Source organism: Pilibacter termitis (assembly GCF_900167335.1).
GTDB classification, from domain to species: Bacteria; Bacillota; Bacilli; order Lactobacillales; family Streptococcaceae; genus Pilibacter; species Pilibacter termitis.
The window spans coordinates 9,867-28,620 of record NZ_FUXI01000034.1 but is presented as its reverse complement, the minus strand read 5'-3'; the positions used below and the strand labels follow the sequence as shown (position 1 = coordinate 28,620).

Annotated in this window: 24 protein-coding genes and 1 pseudogene; 23 read left to right on the top strand and 2 right to left on the bottom strand. The window is 36.0% G+C overall.

Annotation, left to right across the window (positions count from 1 at the left end):
- Positions 1–235 (bottom strand): annotated as a pseudogene (locus B5D30_RS11665) (hypothetical protein); the annotation flags it as partial.
- Between the two features lie 128 nt (positions 236–363).
- Positions 364–1,122 carry a helix-turn-helix domain-containing protein gene (locus B5D30_RS11660; protein ID WP_078808250.1) on the bottom strand — a complete coding sequence of 253 codons (759 nt, stop codon included), beginning with the start codon at positions 1,120–1,122 and terminating at the stop codon, positions 364–366.
- A gap of 311 nt (positions 1,123–1,433) precedes the next feature.
- Here B5D30_RS11660 and B5D30_RS11655 point away from each other — a divergent pair, with 311 nt between their 5' ends.
- From B5D30_RS11655 to B5D30_RS13285, 23 genes are all read left to right on the top strand, one after another.
- Positions 1,434–3,686, top strand: a complete 2,253-nt coding sequence (locus tag B5D30_RS11655) for a peptidase domain-containing ABC transporter (RefSeq protein WP_078808249.1) — start codon at positions 1,434–1,436, stop codon at positions 3,684–3,686.
- Positions 3,673–3,882, top strand: coding sequence for a hypothetical protein (locus B5D30_RS11650; protein WP_144399596.1), 210 nt, complete (start codon positions 3,673–3,675; stop codon positions 3,880–3,882). Before B5D30_RS11655 ends, B5D30_RS11650 begins: the two co-directional genes overlap by 14 nt.
- A 22-nt stretch (positions 3,883–3,904) precedes the next feature.
- Positions 3,905–4,489: a hypothetical protein gene (locus B5D30_RS11645; RefSeq protein ID WP_078808247.1), complete on the top strand. Its 585-nt coding sequence runs from the start codon at positions 3,905–3,907 to the stop codon at positions 4,487–4,489.
- 340 nt (positions 4,490–4,829) lie between these two features.
- Complete coding sequence (locus tag B5D30_RS11640; RefSeq protein ID WP_078808246.1) at positions 4,830–5,216, top strand: hypothetical protein; 387 nt, start codon at positions 4,830–4,832, stop codon at positions 5,214–5,216.
- A 2-nt stretch (positions 5,217–5,218) separates the two neighbouring features.
- Positions 5,219–5,467 (top strand): hypothetical protein, encoded by a 249-nt coding sequence (locus B5D30_RS11635; RefSeq protein WP_144399595.1) that lies wholly within the window; start codon positions 5,219–5,221, stop codon positions 5,465–5,467.
- Between the two features lie 157 nt (positions 5,468–5,624).
- Positions 5,625–6,224, top strand: a complete 600-nt coding sequence (locus B5D30_RS11630; protein WP_078808244.1) for a hypothetical protein — start codon at positions 5,625–5,627, stop codon at positions 6,222–6,224.
- Complete coding sequence (locus B5D30_RS11625; protein ID WP_078808243.1) at positions 6,208–6,738, top strand: rhomboid family intramembrane serine protease; 531 nt, start codon at positions 6,208–6,210, stop codon at positions 6,736–6,738. The genes B5D30_RS11630 and B5D30_RS11625 overlap by 17 nt, the downstream gene beginning before the upstream one ends.
- Before the next feature lie 585 nt (positions 6,739–7,323).
- The gene (locus B5D30_RS11615) at positions 7,324–7,539 is read left to right on the top strand and encodes a hypothetical protein (protein ID WP_144399594.1); all 216 of its coding nucleotides are present in this window, start codon (positions 7,324–7,326) and stop codon (positions 7,537–7,539) included.
- A 137-nt stretch (positions 7,540–7,676) separates the two neighbouring features.
- Positions 7,677–8,036, top strand: coding sequence for a hypothetical protein (locus B5D30_RS11610; protein WP_078808240.1), 360 nt, complete (start codon positions 7,677–7,679; stop codon positions 8,034–8,036).
- Positions 8,037–8,363: 327 nt separating this feature from the next.
- Positions 8,364–8,801, top strand: a complete 438-nt coding sequence (locus B5D30_RS11605) for a hypothetical protein (protein WP_078808239.1) — start codon at positions 8,364–8,366, stop codon at positions 8,799–8,801.
- The gene (locus B5D30_RS11600; protein WP_078808238.1) at positions 8,788–9,669 is read left to right on the top strand and encodes an HlyD family secretion protein; all 882 of its coding nucleotides are present in this window, start codon (positions 8,788–8,790) and stop codon (positions 9,667–9,669) included. The genes B5D30_RS11605 and B5D30_RS11600 overlap by 14 nt, the downstream gene beginning before the upstream one ends.
- Before the next feature lie 72 nt (positions 9,670–9,741).
- Entirely contained in the window at positions 9,742–10,218 is a 477-nt protein-coding gene (locus B5D30_RS11595) for a beta-barrel domain-containing protein (RefSeq protein WP_144399593.1), read from the top strand.
- Between the two features lie 987 nt (positions 10,219–11,205).
- On the top strand, positions 11,206–12,000 hold the full coding sequence (locus B5D30_RS11585) for a hypothetical protein (protein ID WP_078808235.1): 795 nt from the start codon (positions 11,206–11,208) through the stop codon (positions 11,998–12,000).
- Positions 11,997–12,521 carry a hypothetical protein gene (locus B5D30_RS11580; protein ID WP_078808234.1) on the top strand — a complete coding sequence of 175 codons (525 nt, stop codon included), beginning with the start codon at positions 11,997–11,999 and terminating at the stop codon, positions 12,519–12,521. The genes B5D30_RS11585 and B5D30_RS11580 overlap by 4 nt, the downstream gene beginning before the upstream one ends.
- On the top strand, positions 12,514–12,648 hold the full coding sequence (locus B5D30_RS14375) for a hypothetical protein (protein ID WP_268802123.1): 135 nt from the start codon (positions 12,514–12,516) through the stop codon (positions 12,646–12,648). Before B5D30_RS11580 ends, B5D30_RS14375 begins: the two co-directional genes overlap by 8 nt.
- Entirely contained in the window at positions 12,605–13,270 is a 666-nt protein-coding gene (locus B5D30_RS13290) for a hypothetical protein (RefSeq protein WP_144399592.1), read from the top strand. The genes B5D30_RS14375 and B5D30_RS13290 overlap by 44 nt, the downstream gene beginning before the upstream one ends.
- A gap of 33 nt (positions 13,271–13,303) precedes the next feature.
- Positions 13,304–13,555, top strand: coding sequence for a hypothetical protein (locus tag B5D30_RS11570; RefSeq protein ID WP_078808232.1), 252 nt, complete (start codon positions 13,304–13,306; stop codon positions 13,553–13,555).
- Between the two features lie 36 nt (positions 13,556–13,591).
- Entirely contained in the window at positions 13,592–13,864 is a 273-nt protein-coding gene (locus tag B5D30_RS11565; protein ID WP_078808231.1) for a hypothetical protein, read from the top strand.
- A gap of 719 nt (positions 13,865–14,583) precedes the next feature.
- Complete coding sequence (locus B5D30_RS11560; RefSeq protein WP_078808230.1) at positions 14,584–14,892, top strand: hypothetical protein; 309 nt, start codon at positions 14,584–14,586, stop codon at positions 14,890–14,892.
- Between the two features lie 3 nt (positions 14,893–14,895).
- Positions 14,896–16,938 carry a DNA mismatch repair endonuclease MutL gene (gene mutL / locus B5D30_RS11555; RefSeq protein ID WP_078808229.1) on the top strand — a complete coding sequence of 681 codons (2,043 nt, stop codon included), beginning with the start codon at positions 14,896–14,898 and terminating at the stop codon, positions 16,936–16,938.
- Positions 16,939–16,952: 14 nt separating this feature from the next.
- Positions 16,953–17,528 (top strand): Maf family protein, encoded by a 576-nt coding sequence (locus tag B5D30_RS11550; RefSeq protein WP_078808228.1) that lies wholly within the window; start codon positions 16,953–16,955, stop codon positions 17,526–17,528.
- Entirely contained in the window at positions 17,521–18,300 is a 780-nt protein-coding gene (locus B5D30_RS11545; RefSeq protein ID WP_078808227.1) for a Cof-type HAD-IIB family hydrolase, read from the top strand. The genes B5D30_RS11550 and B5D30_RS11545 overlap by 8 nt, the downstream gene beginning before the upstream one ends.
- A gap of 198 nt (positions 18,301–18,498) precedes the next feature.
- Entirely contained in the window at positions 18,499–18,693 is a 195-nt protein-coding gene (locus B5D30_RS13285) for a hypothetical protein (RefSeq protein ID WP_144399591.1), read from the top strand.
- The last annotated feature ends 61 nt before the right edge of the window (positions 18,694–18,754 follow it).

Sequence of the window (18,754 nt, the reverse complement as noted above, 5' to 3'; positions counted from 1 at the left end):
ATTCTGGAACCTGAATCACTCGCTTATTTGCGATAGTTCCATGTTTATAGTAATCTGCTGAGCTCTGAAATAGAACCCCACAACTCTCGCAATGCGTAGGAACTTTCGCATATAGCCCATCAATTCTGTTGAATTTTCTATTTTTCTTATCTACCCCTCTAGAAAACCAACGGTCCTTTTCAAATATCAAACTTTCATCTTGAAATCCTAGTAATTCTCTTGTACACTTATCCATGAAGACATCTCCTTTACTGTTGGGTTAGGCACTTACATTGTAAACGAGATGTCTTTTTTTATGCAAAAAAATCGCATGGAATTTTTGTTATTCCACACGATTTAGTATAGAGCCATACTTCTCACTTGTTATAGTGGGGATAAGGGATTTTTGTTCAATTTTTTTCTATACTCATGCGGTGTATCACCTGTCAAAGTCTTAAACGCTCGAGAAAACGAGCTTGTTTGCCAATAGCCAATTTCTCTTCCAATCTTAGTTATGGGGTAATTGGTTGTTCGCAATTGTTTTTTTGCATGTTGCATTCTAATCGTTTCAACATATTTTTGAAAGCTAAAAGAGGTGCAACGCTTGATTTCCTCTTGAATCTCACAAGGTTTCACATTGAGTGCTGCGGCTAGTTCCTCAAGTTTATACTTTTCATGCAGTCTGTCTTCAATTAACTGTTTTATTTGAAAAAGTAAACTTTTTTCTTTTTCTAATATCGTCTTGACCTCATCACGTGCCTTCCTAAGAATATCGCACTTTTTTTCTTTACACTCCGTAAGTCCGCCAAAAACAACATACCCAAGAGACGTTTCGTTCAATTTTAAATACATGATACAGTAAACAAGTCCATAAATCCCCTGAAAGATTATATCTTCTTTCTCCTCTATATCAAATAGGCGAGTCCGCATTTGAAAATAGTCTTCTGACCATTTTACTATACTTTCTTCACTTTCAAAACAATCCAACTGATTTTTCTGAATCTTTAAAAGTTCAGAATTTTCCTCGTGAAACGCAACAAAGCGAATAATAGAATTTGAACTCAGACAGTTAAGTATTACTTCTTTCACTTCTTTCACTTCTTTCACTTCTTTCACTTCTTTCACTTCTTTCACTTCTTTCACTTCTAGGGTACCACACAGAAAGAAACCGTACAAATAACTACTATACTTTTATTCTACTGAATCGTTCATTTTTTTGCAATCATTAAAATATCAAAAACAAAAATGACAAATTTTTTTGGCAAAAATGCTAAACATAAGTAAAAAGAGTTGTGTTATAATTTTTGTATCATTTGCTTAATGAGAAATTCCTTTCTCACAAAAAAAGGAAAAAACAACAACGTTTTCAACAATAAATACCAATGCTTTTTTAAATAAGTTATGATATTCTACTCTTTGTTGAAAGTGTTCTCATTCTTATAGGAGGTGTCTTTATTCTATTTTTTACCAAAAGAAAATATCCAGTCGTCTCACAGCATGATGCGTCGGACTGTGCGGCAGCAGCTCTTTCTACAATTTGTAAGTTTTATAAAAAAGAGCTAACCATTATGAAAGTGCGAGAAATTATTGGCACCGATGCTTACGGAACAAGCGTGCATGGACTTTTAAGTGGGGCTGAAAAACTTGGTTTTCAGGCTAAAGCAGTAAAAATCAAGATTGAAGAAATTGATAGCGAGTATTCCTTACCTGCGATTGCTCATGTCATAACAGAAAGCGGATTGAATCACTTTGTCGTCATTTACCGAATCAAAAATGGAAAATTTTTAATCGGCGACCCTGCAAAAGAATTAGTTGAGTTGGATAAAGAAGAAATGATGCGACAATTCACTGGTGTTCTTCTCTTGCTTGTACCAAAAAGCGAGTTTGAAACCAACTATCAGCCGAAAACTTCAATGTGGCAACTCTTCAAAATGGTCATGTACCCACAAAAAAAGTTGCTCTTTACGGTCATTTTGTGTTCGTTTGCTCTAACGATTTTAGGAATTGTATCTAGCCTGTTTTCAAAAGTCGTCTTTGACGAGATTATTCCTTATCAACTGAAGAAAACACTCTATCTTTATTTGATTGTTTTTGGGTTTGTAGGAATTGTGCAAATATTTTTGGAGTTCTTCCGCACGCACGTCCTGCTCTTCCTTTCAAGAAAAATTGACATTCCAGTCCTGCTTGGTTATTACAACCATGTGTTAAGACTGCCCTATCAATTTTTCGCCACTAGACGAGTGGGGGATATTCTAACGAGATTTCAAGACGCCATGACGATTAAAGATATTTTTTCTAAAGTATCTATTTCGCTCGTACTTGACTTAACCCTTGCAATTTTTACCGGGATTGCTCTTATGAAAATCAATTTACAATTGTTTTCGTTAACTTTAATTGTTGTTCTGTGCAATATTTTGCTCATTTATTTGTTCAAAAAAAGCTACAAACGTATCAATTATGAACAAATGGAGGCGGGTGCTGTAATGAACTCTCAATTAATTGAGTCTATTCGCAACATTGAATCTGTTAAAGGATCTGTTAGTGAAACTGCTCAGATTAATTTACTCGAATCAAAATTTGTCAAAGTGCTAAAACTCGGCTATGAGGAAGGCAAACTGAGCAATCTGCAAAACGTAATTTCCTCAGGTATTCAAAGTTTAAGCGGAATTTTCATGATTGCTTTTGGAGCGATTGCGATTATTGACGGAAAACTCTCTCTTGGTGATTTGATTGTTTTTCAGACACTTTCTGGTTATTTTACAGAACCAATTCACAATCTCGTTTCCTTGCAGTTGACCTATCAGGAGGCACAAATTGCAATGAACCGCCTTTCTGAACTTATGGATTTAGAGACGGAAGAAAATACCAAGCATGATTTGCTTTCAGATATTGATTTAATGGGAAAAATCGAATTTCAAAATGTTACATTCCGTTATGGAAGTAGACCTCCTGTTATTCAAAATTTTTCACTTTCGCTAGAAAAGGGGCAACGTGTGGCGATTGTTGGTGAAAGTGGAGCAGGGAAGTCCACCATTGCCAAACTTCTCTTGAAGTTTCAATCAAATGAGGCAGGCAGACTCACCATTAATCATTATGATATTGAGGACATTCAAACACATTATCTTCGAGGGGAAATTGGGTATGTGCCACAAAACGTGGAACTCTTTACAGGAACAATTTATGACAATATTCGCATGGGAGATGAAGAGGCAACTTATGAACAGGTCATTAAAGCGTGTCGCCTTGCAGGTTGTCATGAGTTTATCCAGAAATTACCAAATCGCTATTATGCTTTTATCGAAGAAAATGGAGCGAATTTTTCAGGCGGTGAACGTCAGAGAATTGCCATTGCTCGTGCGTTTTTAAAACAACGACAGCTCTATATTTTTGATGAGTCTACGAGTAATCTCGACTCCTTTAGCGAGCGGTATATCCAAAAAGCAATGCTACAAGCTACCAATGAGGCAACGACAATTATCATTGCCCACCGACTTTCTACAATTGTGCATTGTGATTTGATTGTCTTTATGGAAGACGGAAAAATCATTGAACAAGGAAGTCATGAAGAACTGATGTCTTTAAACGGACGATATGCCGAAATGATTCAACTACAATACGGCACTCGTATTGTCAAAAAAGAAACAAAACAAGAAATTGAGCAAGAAGAAATTACTTATTATTTTGGAGGAAACCATGATGATTTTTGATTTTTACGTTTTGACTATGGTTTTAGTGGCACTTTTTACAGGTTTTATTTTGCCACTTATCCTCTTGATTCTCTCAATTTGTATGCTTGTAAAACCAAATTCAGCAAGGAAGAAAAAAATCGCTCTTTTGCTACTTACTCCTTCGATGATTTGGCTTGTTTACAATGTTTTTAAAATATTTTATTTCTATCAATAAAAAAATGAAGGAGAAAAACAAAATGAAGAAAAAATTATTCACTCTAACTCTTACTTTATCTGCTACGCTTTTGCTCGGTGCTTGCGGAGCAAAAGAGGCAAAGGAAGAGGTCACGACTTTTAAGCAGGAGTATTCAAAGGAAGATCAAAGTGCTGATTATGGAACTTCTACGGCTAAAATTACACATGAGGGGGAAAAAATCAAAACAATCGTTTTTGATACGGAAACACCTCTAAATATTGACTTAGGCACTTCACCAGAAGACATGGAGAAGGCGATTAAGGAAATCGAAGACGACAAAGAGTTAACGCAGGAAGAAAAAGACACGATGATTGCCGCAATGAAATCAGAGCAAGGCGGGGCTGAAAACACGGACGTTGGCAAAATGATGGACGAAGTTTACGGCAAGATGAAATCAAGTAAAGGGGTAGAAGTTAAGACAAATAAGAGCAAAGACACGTATAAAGTAACTTTTACGATTGATTTTGAAAAAGCCGATAAGGCAAAACTTGGCGAATATTTATTGCCTGTCGAGTTAAGTTCAGTGAAGGAATATAAGTCTCTTGTGAAAGAATTAGAGACTTTGCAGTTTAAAGAACAAAAATAAAACAAGGAGGTTTTCAAGATGATTTTCAATCGAAAACGGGAGCGTGGCTCTCCTTGCGGATATGGGTATCTCTAAAACTCTGTTTAAGCCAAAATTACAATTTTGGATAAGCGTAAGTTTGTAGAGGTTGCCTTATGCAAAACAGCCAATTTTCCACGCCTGTTTTAAGATTTTGAGGGGAAAAGACTCCTTTGCCGTCTTGGACAATTGGAATCTGGCAAAGTAAAATGGGCAGGAATAATTAAAAAACAAAAAAAAAGAAAAAAGCGGAGAGGTGCGATTTTGGGTTGGAATAGCACACCTTTGCACCTCACTGCTAGAAAACGAGGAGGATTTTATTATGGAATTAGTAATGCCAGCACATTATGTTGAAATGGAAGAAGAGGAAATGATGTATGTTGATGGGGGTAGGGTGAATATTGGAAAACATTGGTGGAATTCACGAGGATTTATTTCTAATGTTTTAGATACATTTCTAGCTCTTTTTATAGGATATAGAGCTATTCGTTCTGGACAAGCAGGAGTAAAAATCTTACTAAAAAGCGGTTATGTAAAAAAAAAATTAAGGGAAAAAGCAATAGGAATGCTAGGTTATAGTGTGGGTTCAGTGCTATTCGCTACAGCGTTGAGTATTCTAGGGACATGGACAGGTTTAACTGTCGGAAGTATTATAGCTGGTGTTTTTGATTGGGCTGATGGTTCTTATAATGGATACGTTGCAGGGTAAAGGTGATGAAAAGAATAGGGAATTTCTTCTCTTTCGCTTTATTTTGTTTACCTAGTATCGCATATATAATTGCTTATATGCTTCCTAATGTTAAGTTAAAAATTTCCTTTCCAGTATTGATGGTTGTTCTGATGTTCTATAATCTAGCTGTTGGTTTTTTCTATGGTTGGATTTTCTCGAGGAAAGAAATTGAAGATTTAGCGGATGAAATTGATAAATTGAACGAGAAACTTCAAAAATTAGAACAATAAAAATATACTATTTTCACAAAGAATTATGCCCGTATGCCTATATCTGGTATTAAAACTTAAAATATTAGGATATTAAATAAATGAAGTAATTTTCTTGTCGAATAAGAAAAAGACATTCGACAAGAAAGTTACAATAGTATTTTAAAAGGGGTAACAAATGAATTTTGATATTGTAAAATACTCAAAAAAAACATTCACCATAGCTATTTCAACTATTTTTATTGGTGCTTTCATCAAAATGTTTTTTGTAAATTCTTATCTGAAAGAGGAAATAGAACCAGAAATTAAGATATTTGCTTTTGCTGGAATGATTATCATTCTGATGGTGATTTCATGCGTACAAGCCGTATATTTTTGGTTGATGTATTCAAAGTTATTTTTTAAGACTTATTGTGTTCCAGTGAAAAATATTTCTAGGCTAAAAATTACAATGCTTTATTATATTTGTATTTTAGTTTGTGACTTAACTATGATTGGGATAACGAATGGTGCCGTTGGAGTGGAGATACTATTATTAGCACAAATTTTACTATTCCCAGTACTTGCCTATTCTTATGTAATAGAAATAGGGCGATTAGCAAAAATAAAGCGGACATTTTTATCGGAAGTGGGATCTTTTGCAATTATTGCTACCTTCTTTTATTTGATGAAAGAATGGTCAACGATTTCGGTACTGCTATTTTATTTCATGGTGCTATTGAATATTTTTTATGTATTATTAGAAATACGGAAGTTTGAAAATGCAAAAAAGAAGTAAGACTGTTATTTTGTTTTCATTACTTATCGTTAGTTTGTATTTTTTGACTTTAGGAAAAGTAGAACAGCTCTCGTTTTCAAAGCAACAAGGACAAGATAATTTTAGTTATGCGATAATTTCTCAGTTCATTCATCTTAATGTTTGGCATTTACTGGTAAATTTATCCTCATTGCTTTATCTTTCAAGAAAAAAATGGAAAGAAAAATGGTATGCCATTCTTTTTCTAACCACAATAATCGTGACGGCATTTGGGTTAAAAATTTTTGCAAACTCTCAATTTTTCTATCTAGGTAGTAGTGGAATTAGTTTTGCTCTTTTAGGGTTCAAAATTTGCCAAAGACATAAAACGAAAGAAGAAAAAGTAGACTGTTTTTCAGATGTCATCTTCATGGTAGGAATGACGTTAATCGTTCCAAATATCTCGTGTTTGGTACATTTTACAGGTTTGTTCACTGGACTAATGATTGGAAGTCTTGCCAATCTATTGAATAAGAAGGGAACTCACAATGAATAACTTTTGTTTTATTTAACGTTTCTGTTACTCTTATTAGGAATGTATGTATTTGAACTTTTTTATCCTGACGGAAAAGCTAGTATGATTTCTATGAATATAGGAACCATTTTATTCTTTCTCTGCTATTGATGTTAAAAAAGAAGAGAGGTAATTAAAGTTGTTTTCTTTTTGTTAATAGGTGTAAGTATTGCAGCATGATAGGCAAAAAATTCATTTGGTGTTACCTCTTTCGTAACTGCGAATTGGTGGGACTCACATGATGCTAGAAGAAAGAAAGGTGGGTGTGATTTCTAAAAAATGGAGAAAAAAAATAGCAAGTCTTTATGGATTGCACTATTAATTTTTATAGTGATAACAATAATTCAAAACATTTGTGTAATCTTTGGAAAAGAAATTCCAGATATTATTTCTTGGTTTTACAGAGTCTCGCTGATTTTCTTTTTAATAATGATTATATGGCAACTATGGAAAAACAATCATTAGAACTGTAAAATCAAAAAAATGGTTTTTAGAAAACAGAGGAATGTAACATGGAACTTGTAATGCCTGTACATTATGTTGAAATGGAAGAAGAGGAAATTAGGTGTGTTTGAAATGAAAGTAAAGGATAAAGTGCTACTAATAAATTTAAGTATCTCTTTTTGTTATCTCATAGTTGCTATTGCATTAGCTTGTATTGGAAAGGAAAAAATTAACCTTCTTGATTTGGTAGGTTTAACCTTAGCGAGTTATCCTGTCTTTTTTTGGATAAGTAATTGGACCGTAAAGAAAAAGTATAACAAATTTTTTCTTAAGGAATAATAATTTTCCATAGCTGGCACATAGTAAACTTTATGAGAAATTTGCTGAACACACATATAATTTAGCATTAATAGTAACTGGTGCTAGTCTAGGCGGAATGATTGCACAAGCATTAGACCGAGTGGAGGGGCGTAGAGTTGGCTACATCTTTGCATAAAAAAAGAGAATACATTGATACAATTCTCTTATATATTTTAGAGGCTGCCTTATTTTATTTATACTTTATGTTTCAAGTGAAAAGTTGGCAGTTTCAAGTTCCCCTTTTATTTGCACTAGCTTTATTGAAAAAGAAAAAACTGATAGCACAAAGAATAAAAGTTTTTTATAGCCGAGAACGCTTTACGTTAAAACATTCAAAAGAGAATATTTTAGAGATAATATATTGCTTAGGAGCATTAATTTACTTCGTTCTCATCTATCGTAATAATGTATTTGTAGCGTTGCCGATTCTTTTTTATACTAGCTCTTTGTCGCAAAAGATACATTTGCATTGCTAGACGAAGATTAGGAGCAATCGAAATACAAATTTGAGGGAAGGCAAACATTCTTTCTATGAGTGCTAGTGTGTTATTGATTCTCATTGCTTTATTTTTCATGGTAATGATAAGGAAAAATCAATAGTTAACTAGACAAAAAGAAAAAACTCTATTCCGTCAGAGAATGTCTATTCTTTCGTTGACGGAATGGTTTGAGAAGTGATTCGAAAAAAAGTGGCAAACTGTTATCACTTTTTAATAACAAGATACGTTCAAAATGTAACAAAAACTAACGAAGGAGAATTTATATGGAAAAAATACAACTAAAATTGCCAAAAAAAACTACGATTGGTGAATGCTTTTACAAAAGAATTGCGTGGACTTTCTTTTGAACATTTAGACGAGGAAATACAAAAATTTATTAATTTCCTTGAAGTGTCAAATATCCAAACAAAAGGACCATTGGTTACTAGAATGATAGGGACGACCATTCATGAAGATGGAGAAATTACACTTGACTATAATATTTACGTGCAAACGGTGCGTGAGTTAAGGTTAGACGGTTTTGCTTTTTATCCCGAAGTAGTGGCAGAAAACTGTCTCTATACTCATTTTGAGGGGACGCAAGAAGAATTTGGTTTTGTAGAAAACAAAATGTCGCTTTATATTTGGGAAAACGATTTGATTGAACTTGGAGATGTTTTTACCGTTCATTTAGAACAAAGGGAAAATTGGCTTGTTGCAGATGTTTTTAAACCATTGGAGAAGATGAATGAAACTTTATAACAAAGAAGAATTAAAGGATAGTCGTTTATTCTTTGATACCACACCACCTAGCTATTTATCATGGCTCGGATTCTTTTTCGTTGGTGTGCTTGTACTTGGTTTCCTCTCCTTGAGATTTATCCCAAAAAACTATGTCGTGCGAGCTCAAGGAACAATTGAAGCAAATGACAAAGCATACATTACACCACTTGCCAATGGTCATGTCGTAGAAATACATAAGCAAGAGGGAGAGTTTGCAAAAAAGGGAGAAAAACTCCTTACTTTATCAGCAGGGACTGAAGGGGTGCAAGAGAATGAAATCACAAAGCAAATTGAAGAGTTAAAACAAAAACAGGTCATTTTTGATAAGTATGAAAAATCGTTGAACGAGAAAACCAATTATCTCGCCTCAAAAGGAAAAGAGCAGGAGTTTTACGGAAAAGTAGCATATTATTTATCACAAGTACAAGAGGACAAACGACAAGAAAATACAAAAACTGAAAGCACCGCTGAAAAACAGAAAGAATTGGCAAAATTAGAGGAAGAAATAGAGAAAATCAAGGAAGATAACCATACCGAGTATTCCACTCAAATCTCTCGGAAAAATAACGAGCTGAAAAGAGCGAAAAATAAAAAAGAAACCTTAAACAATCAACTCAATTCTGCTCAAAAGAATAACGAAGATACTTCTCAAATAAAAGTGGAAATTGAAACAGTTGACGAACAAATTCGCACATTAAATAACGAAATTGAAGATAGTACAAGAGACGCTGAAAAGAAACTGGAAACCGATTTGAAATCGAAGAACGATGAAATTAAGACAAAAAAACAAGAAATCAAAGAATTGTCAAGTCAATCGCAAGCTCAAAGCGAAAATACAAAACAGTAACTGATTAGTGAGTTGGGAAGTGTTCGGACTCAGACTGCTGAAAAAATAACAGAGTTGGACGCTCAAAAAAACATGAAACAAACCGAGTCAAAACTCCTAACTCTCTGTGCAACAAAAGACGGAGCTGTGCATTATTTATTGCCATTAAAAGCGGGGCTAGGACTGCAAGCCTTTCAACCTGTGGCACAAATGGATAAGGGGAAAAGCTCAAAATTAGTCGCAGAAGTTTTTATTTCTGCACAAGATAGAAGTAAATTAAAACTAGGAAATGAAACAAAACTAGCAATTTCTGGAGTCAATCAAACAAAGTTTGGCTTGCTAAATGGACGAGTAAGAAATATTAGTGACGGCACGATTTCACAAGATAGGGGAAGTGAGTCCCAAATTCTCTATCAAGTCATTATTGAACTTGATAAAACAAGCCTCAAAAGCGAGAGCGAAGAAATTCTCGCCAAACCTTCCATGCCTGTCATTGCAAGTATTGTGTACGAGAATGAAAATTATTTAGATTGGGTTTTGGAACAATTGAACTTTTTGAAAGAAAAATAGAACTGATAAAAAAATCAACAATTAACTAGCCCAACCACACACGGAATAAAATTAAATAACGGGCGGTGAGACAATGGAATTTATTTTGAATCTCTTATTTATTTTTTTAACAATGGTATTTTGTTTTTTTATTGATTTAAAGATAATTAAGAGCTTAAAGAAAACACGTGTTTCTTTTAAACAACTCCAATTTATTCCGAAAAAATATGAACTGGTATCTTTCTTACTTTTCGGCTATCTTTTATGGTTTTTGATTGGAAAAAGTAATCTTTTACTCATGGTAGTTATTTACTCTATCATTTTCCCTTTTGCTGATACATTTTTTGTAAAGAGGTAAGCTATTTTTGTCTAGCGGAAGGCTCTGAATTTTACTTACAAAAGGGGGACTCACAATGAATAAGTTTTGGACAGGTTTCTTGGCTGGAATGGGAGCTGTGGCGGCAATTCTTTGTCTAGGAAATAAAAGAGTTTTCTATTAAAATAAGGAGGACGACAACGATGAACATTATTTTATATGTATTTGTTGGTGTTATTTCTTTAGGGGACCTCTAAAAACTCCGCTTAAGACTAAATTAGCTAGTTTTTCGATTTTCGAGGAAATCGACGAAAGCTATGTGGTTCATAGGTTGAGGAGATTGACGAAGAAAATCGGAAAACTAGCAATTTAGGATAAGTGCGAGTTTTTAGAGGTGCCCTTTACATCAAATTTTTGTAAAAGAAAAACAACAAGGATATAAGTTTTTTCCTTTTATGCTTGCAACTAGTGGTATGGTTGTTAGTGATGAGCCAAAGAATAATATAGAACTTGGAATAGTGATTGTTGTGAGTAGTCTATATATATTCTATTTGGCAGATTATTTTCTGGTTACACCTATAAGGAAAAAATTGAAACATTCTATCTAAATACAAATGAAGAAACAATGGTTGGTGCGACATCTAATAGAGAACATTAAATCTTAATTATGAGAGAGAGGATAGGAATTTCAAATGGAAAAAAATTTTAAACATAGCTATCTTCTCATTCCATTTTTCTATATTTTTATTTTGATAAGTTATAAAGAGCGGGGAGAACTTTCGCTTTTATCTGATGAGGCGATTTTATTTTTCTTCTCCTTAGCATTGCCTACGTTTATTTTGATTCTTTTATCACTAGTTTATCTATTTTGGCTCAATGCAAGTGTGAAAGGGAAATATAAACTTTCTATTTCTGAGTTTTTGTTAATCTTTACACTTATGACTTCGATGATACACAATCCAGTAAGAGAAATTCTATCGAAAAACATTTGGATCATCGCCGTTATTTTCGCCTTCAACCTATTTTTTCATCAATCTTTCGTGAAAAAATTGAGCAAAGTAAATTTTGATTATGAGCAAGAAAAAATGATACAATCAAAAATAACAGACGAACTTGAACGGCGGATGCCACTCTCTATCTCAAAATGGCAGACAGAAATTTTCCTTTATGTTTTCGTTCTATCATTTGTGAATCAAAACATCCTCAAAATCGTTGTAATTGCACTGTTTGAAATACTACTATTTTTCCATTACAGAAGGATTGTACATTTCTATCAGCAAGCATTGGAAAAGAAGTATGTTCCACGTCTTTTATGGGGAAATTATTTTTCAGTAGCAATTCTACTACTATTTCTTACGCAATATGACAAACATTTTTTCCTGACTTTTTTCGTCATTTATGCAAAAGATTTCAGTCGTTCGATTTTACAAAATAAATTTTTCCATTTAGTCAAACAAGAATTGGAAAACGGAGGAACTCTATTATGAAACGAGATACTTTAGGTTTATGTTTATTGATTTTAAGCAATTTATTTTTATCTTTCGTTATCTATGTGCAAGAATGGCTGTCTGAAACGATTCGTAGCTACATTCCACTCGTGATTGCAATAGGAATTTTTCTTGCCGTTAGTGGCGGATTCCTCATGCGAAAAAATCATAGCAAAAGAAAATATGATCAAACAATCATTCTCTATACTCTTGAGATACTGTTATATTTTGCATTTTTCGCATTTAATGTGCAAAATAGTAATATCCAAACTATCTTTTTGTTTACCATTATCGCACTAAAAAAACAAAAATTGAAAACAAGTGGAATTAAAATTTTTATTGATTTAAAGAGGGTTACTTTGAAACATTCTAAGGGGAATATTGTAGAGATTGTTTATTTGATTTTAACATTGAGCTACTATGTGTTCATTTGTTCAAATGACGTGAAAATCGTTTGCCCGATTTTACTTGTTTACTATCTTTTTATTCTTAAAGATAGCTTTGTTTCGCTTGATGAATAAAGGAAAAAATAAAAGCGGAATGGTGCGGTTTGAAGTCTGCAATAGTGAGCCACAGCATTTACTTGCTGGAAACGTAGTTTCCAGTGCTGTTGCAAACAGTTGCCAGACTTCAGCACCATGTAGCTAGAAAAAATAAAAGCGGAATGGTGCGGTTTGAAGTCTGCAACAGTGAGCCACAGCATTTACTTGCTGGAAACGTAAGTTTCCAGTGCTGTTGTGAACAGTTGCCAGACTTCAGCACCATGTCGCTAGAAAAAGAAAAGTGTAGAGGGGCGTTCAGGAGTTTGCGACAGCGAACCACGTCGTTTATTTACTCGAAACGTCAGTTTCGAGCGACGTTGAGAGCAGTCGCCCAACTCCTGCCCCTCATAGCTAGAAAAAGGAGATTACAAATGAAACAAAAGGAAAAAGAATCGGTGGAAAAACCTTCTTTGTTGTCAGGAATGTATTTGCCAATCCTTGCTTTACTTGTAGCATTTATGGCAACATTATTGGTAGTGTGTGGGAAAGAATACCAGTTTTTGCTTCCAATGATTGTCTGGAATTTCATTGCCGCTAGTTCTTTCACATGGACGTTAGCCAATAACTTTTTTTATAGAGATCTATTAGAACAATATGATCTAATAGACAAGGCGGAGGAAAAAGCAGAAAAACTAGAGGCAGAGCTTGCGAAATTGTATAAACAAATCGCTTTAAATAAATTGGAGGGAAATGCTTATGATTTTAGAAAAGAAAACACCGATAAGTGAGAGAAATCGAAAAAGGAATGGAGGGGAAAAAATATGAGTATCTTATTAAACGGATTCTTAAACTTGTGCTTGATTCTCGTTGTTCTTACGTTTTCTTTAACTTTCATTGTAAATAAGTTAGAGGGAAAACTTCCGAAATTCAATCTTTTAGATGAAAAATACGAATGGTATTTATGGTTCGGCGGTATTTATTTACTGGTGATTGCTCACGTTTCAGTCGTTACAATTATCATTTCCGTCTTATCCGTGACAATTTTAGATATTTTATTCGTGAAAAAAAAGTAAAAAAGGTTGAAAAAACGCTGAATCAGGAGAAATGATATGATTGAATACTTAAAAGTCGCCCTATTTTTTGCTCTTTACTTCTTTTTTAGAGAAGTGTGGGGGAAAGTTTTTCTTATTAAAGGGTTGAATAATATCTTAAAAGAAAAAATAAAAATACGTCTGCCTGAGGTAATTTTTAAGTTCTTTGAGATACTTATCGTTCTATTCTTCTTCCGATTTATTCCGTTTTTCTTCTTTGTTGTAACAACTTTCCTGCTTTCAGGAATCGTGAGCGTTGCAGATTTCTTGACGGAAAAAAGAAAAAACTAAATGCCTCTACTCAAAACCGACTGGCTCAAAACCACTCGGTTTTTTCACTCTCTTTTTTGAGTTTTCGATATTTTAAAGTATAATGGAGAAAAGAAAAGCGGAGAGGGGCGGTTAGAAGGCTGCAACAGTGAACACTGTCGTTCATTTACTCGCAACGTCAGTTGCGAGCGACATTGTGAACAGTTGCCAGACTTCTGCCCCTCGTAGCTAGACAAAGAAAAGCTATGAGGAGCGGTTAGAAGTTTGCAACAGTGAGCCACAGCATTTATTTACTGGAAACGAAAGTTTCCAGTGCTGTTGCGAACAGTTGCCAAACTTCTGCCCCTCGCAGCTAGACACAGAAAAGCGGAGAGGGGCGGTTAGAAGTTTGCAACAGTGAGCCACAGCATTTATTTACTGGAAACGAAAGTTTCCAGTGCTGTTGCGAACAGTTGCCAAACTTCTGCTCCTCATAGCTAGACAAAGAAAAGCGAAGAGGGGCGGTTAGAAGGCTGTGGCAGTGAACCGTGCCGTTCATATACTCGAAACAAAGTTTCGAGCGGCACTGTGAACAGCCACCAGACTTCTGCCCCTCGTAGCTAGACAAAGAAAAGCGGAGAGGAGCGTTAGGAGATATTTTCTCAACATAAGACAAAAAAATCACCAAGAATTTAGCAGAAAAAACTTTGAGCAGGCTTTAGCTTACTCATGCCTTCGTTTGACAGAAAGGAAAGCCAAAAATGAGCAAACTGCCAGCATTTGTTTCAAAAGAATTAATTATTCTCTATGAAGAAGTAGCGACTACTTCTATTTTCTCTGGAGACGGCACGATTCCCTCGCCTTTTAATGAGACGGTTGAAACGGAAAAAGCGGGGATTTTTAAACCAAAAACGCAACCACGTTATTATACATTTGAAGAAATAACCATTGAACTCATGAAACGAGGATTTGAATACCAATCCTCTTCCATTGCCCGAGCAGTTGGCGGAGGAAATTGGAATTTAGCTATTACGAATCGTCATGTTTTCAAAAGAAAAAAAGGGGAGTAAATAATGAGCAAAATTCAAGAATTATCCGAGCAACTTGCCAATAAAATTGCAGCTGGTGAAGTAGTGGAGCGTGCTGCTAGTGTGGTAAAAGAGCTTGTTGAAAACGCAATTGATGCCGAAAGTTCGCAGATTTCCATTTTTTTAGAAGAAAGTGGCATGAAAAAAATTCAAATCGTTGATAACGGTGAGGGGATTGCCAATGATGAGGTGGCTCTCGCTTTTCGCCGTCATGCAACGAGTAAAATTCGTGATGTCAATGATTTATTTCGTATTCAAACGCTCGGTTTTCGTGGAGAAGCACTTCCTTCAATTGCCAGTGTAAGCATGGTGGAAGTTGAAACAGCGGTCAAAGAGGCTGAATTTGGCACACGTCTTGTCATAAAAGGGGGCGAAGTTGTCGAAAATTCTCCCGCTCCACTTAGGCATGGCACGAAAATTACAGTGGAAAACTTATTTTACAACACTCCTGCACGTTTGAAATATGTGAAAAGTTTACAAGCTGAACTTGCTCGCATTGGTGATATTGTCAATCGCTTGGCACTAAGTCATCCTGATATAGCTTTTCGTTTAGTGCATGAGGGCAATGAAATGCTAAAAACAACTGGAAATGGGGATTTAAAAGTAGCGATTGCTGGGATTTATGGCATGAACACGGTCAAAAAAATGGTTGAGATTCACGCAGAAGACCTCGATTTTACCGTTAGTGGATTTGTCAGTCTGCCAGAGTTAACTCGCAGCAGTCGCAACTATATTTCACTTCTTATCAACGGAAGATTCATCAAAAATTTTCAGCTGAACAAGGCGATTACATCTGGATATGGTAGCAAACTAATGGGCGGGAGGTTTCCGATTGCGGTAATTGATATTCAAATGGACGCTCTTTTAGTGGATGTCAACGTTCACCCGACCAAGCAAGAAGTTCGACTTTCAAAAGAGCGTGAGCTAATGGGATTGATTACACGAGCCATTCAAAAAGCACTCGCAAGCGAACGACTCATTCCAACTGCAAGTGCTGAGTTAAAGTTTAGAAATCCACAAGCTGTGAAAAACTCTGTGGAAAAACCTGTGCAAACTTCTTTTGAAATGGCTGATAGCAAGGAAAAAACTCTTACTTCTTCCCCTGTGGAAAAAACAAACTCCTCTCGTGGAAATCTTGGTTTTGATGTCACAACAGGTCAATTTTTCGTCAAAGAAGAAACAACAATCGAAGAGGTGCAAGTTCGTGAAGAAAGTTTCACACAACCAGAGAAAACACCCGAAACGTCGCCAACAAAAGAATTTTCTAGCGTTGAAGTGGTTGAAAATGTGAACGAAATCGAGGAGAGTCCTGAGGAAATCGAAAACGCTTTGCACCCGGGTGTTGATTTTCAACATCGCACAAAAGCAAAAAAAGAACTTGAAAAAATCGCAGAATTGCTTAGTCGTGAAGAAGTGACAACGGAACGTTTTCCACAACTTGATTATTTTGGGCAAATGCACGGAACATATCTCTTTGCCTCTAGTCCAGAAGGGTTGTTTATCATCGACCAACACGCTGCTCAAGAGAGAATTAAGTATGAATATTATCGTGAGGAAATCGGTCGTGTGGGAGATGATAGGCAAGAATTGTTACTCCCGATTGTCCTAGATTATCCAAATAATGACCGTTTAATTTTAAAAGAAAAATCGGAATTGCTTGAGGCAATCGGATTGAATTTAGAAGAATATGGTCAAACGAGCTTTATTTTGCGTAGTCACCCCACATGGTTTAAAGCGGGACGTGAAGAAAAAACGGCTCGTGAGTTGATTGATATGCTCCTTTTGACTGGAGAAGTGAGCGTGAAAAAATTTCGTGAAGAGACTGCTATTATGATGAGTTGCAAGCGGTCGATTAAGGCAAATCATTATTTGAACGAAACGCAGGCACGTGTACTATTGGCTGATTTGAAAAAGTGTAAAAATCCATTTAACTGTCCGCACGGGCGACCTGTTTTGGTGCATTTTTCCAACTACGAAATGGAACGACTTTTCAAGCGAATACAAGATCCGCATGAAAGTTTTAAATGAAAATGAGGGATACAATGAAAAAAATAATTTTAGCCTCGCAATCGCCACGAAGAATTGAATTGCTCAAATTGCTTGTGGAAAACTTTGAGGTGCTACCTGCAAATATTGATGAAAACTCCACAGGTTTTAGCGACCCACGCAAGTACACACTTGAAATGGCAAGGCGAAAAGCTCTCGCTATTCAAGAGAAGCACAAACACGCTCGAATCATTGCCAGTGATACGATTGTCGCTCTTGACGGGAAGATTTTAGGCAAACCTAGCTCACGAAAAGAAGCGTTTGAAATGCTCAAAAGCATGAGCGGACGGACACATTCTGTTATGACTTCTATTGTGATTTTAGATTTTCCACAGGTTGTGGAAAAAGTTGTGGAAACTTCTGTGGAATTTTTCGATTTGACCGATAAAGAAATTGAAAATTACCTTGAAACAGGGGAGGCGGACGATAAAGCTGGAGCTTATGGTATTCAAGGAAGGGCAAGTATTTTCGTGAAAGAAATCCACGGTGATTACTTGGCAATCGTTGGTTTTCCGATAGGTGTTATCAAGCAGATGATTCACTCACTACACGAGGAGGCAGAAAATGAATAAAAAAATTGCATTTTTTGACATTGACGGAACACTTGCTGACAATAACAAACAGCAGGAGACAAGAATTATTGACCGTATTCCACTTTCAGCTCAAGAGGCGGTGCGAAAACTAAAAGCTAATGGCATTGAGCCAGTGCTGGCAACGGGTCGCAATCTTGGCATGGTGCATGAATTAATGGAGCAACTTGCAATTGAAAGTGTGGTTTCAAGCAATGGTGCTGTCGTGATGTATAAAGGGGATATTTTATGGGAAGAATTTCTTTCCCCACCTACCGCTAAAAAATTAGCCGATACATTAGTCGAACATCAACACAGTTTTTTGATTGAAACAAAACATTCACTCTACTCTTTGCCGAATACAACAACTCTCGCTAGTGACGGAACGTTTCATATTGAGTGTTGGACGGAGAAAAATTTGCCTGAGGAAATCGTGCAATTTGTTGTTTCGTCTCCAAACGGTTTTTCTCTGCCACCTGTCGAAAAAAATATCGTTGCCGTCAAAGTAGGACTTCACGAGTACGATGTAAAACAAAATCACGTCAGCAAAGCAACAGGTATTCATCATCTGCTTGAGGAGCTAAATTTCCATGTAGATGAGGCAATCGCCTTTGGTGACGAGGAAAACGATTTTGAAATGTTCCAAGCAGTCGGTTTTTCTATCGCCCTTGGAAACGGCAATCCAAAACTCCAAAAAATTGCCAACTACGTCACAGACAACGTAGAACACGACGGAATCTACAACGCCTGCAAAAAATTCGGCTGGATTGAATAAGAAAAGCGAAGTGGGGCGGTTAGGAGTTGGTGACAGCGAACCACGTCGTTTATTTACTCGAAACGTTAGTTTCGAGCGACGTTGTGAGCAGTCACCCAACTCCTGCCCCTCGTAGCTAGACAAAGAAAAGCGAGTGGGGCGGTTAGAAGTTTGCAACAGTGAGCCACAGCATTTATTTACTGGAAACGTAAGTTTCCAGTGCTGTTGCGAACAGTTGCCAAACTTCTGCCCCTCACAGCTAGACAAAGAAAAGCAAAGAGGGGCGTTAAGGAGGCTGGGGCAGGGAGCCGTGCCGTTCATATACTCGAAACGAAGTTTCGAGCGGCACTGCGAACAGCCACCAGACTCCTGCCCCTCGTAGCTAGACACAGAAAAGCGGAGAGGGGCGGTTAGAAGTTTGCAACAGTGAGCCACAGCATTTATTTACTGGAAACGAAAGTTTCCAGTGCTGTTG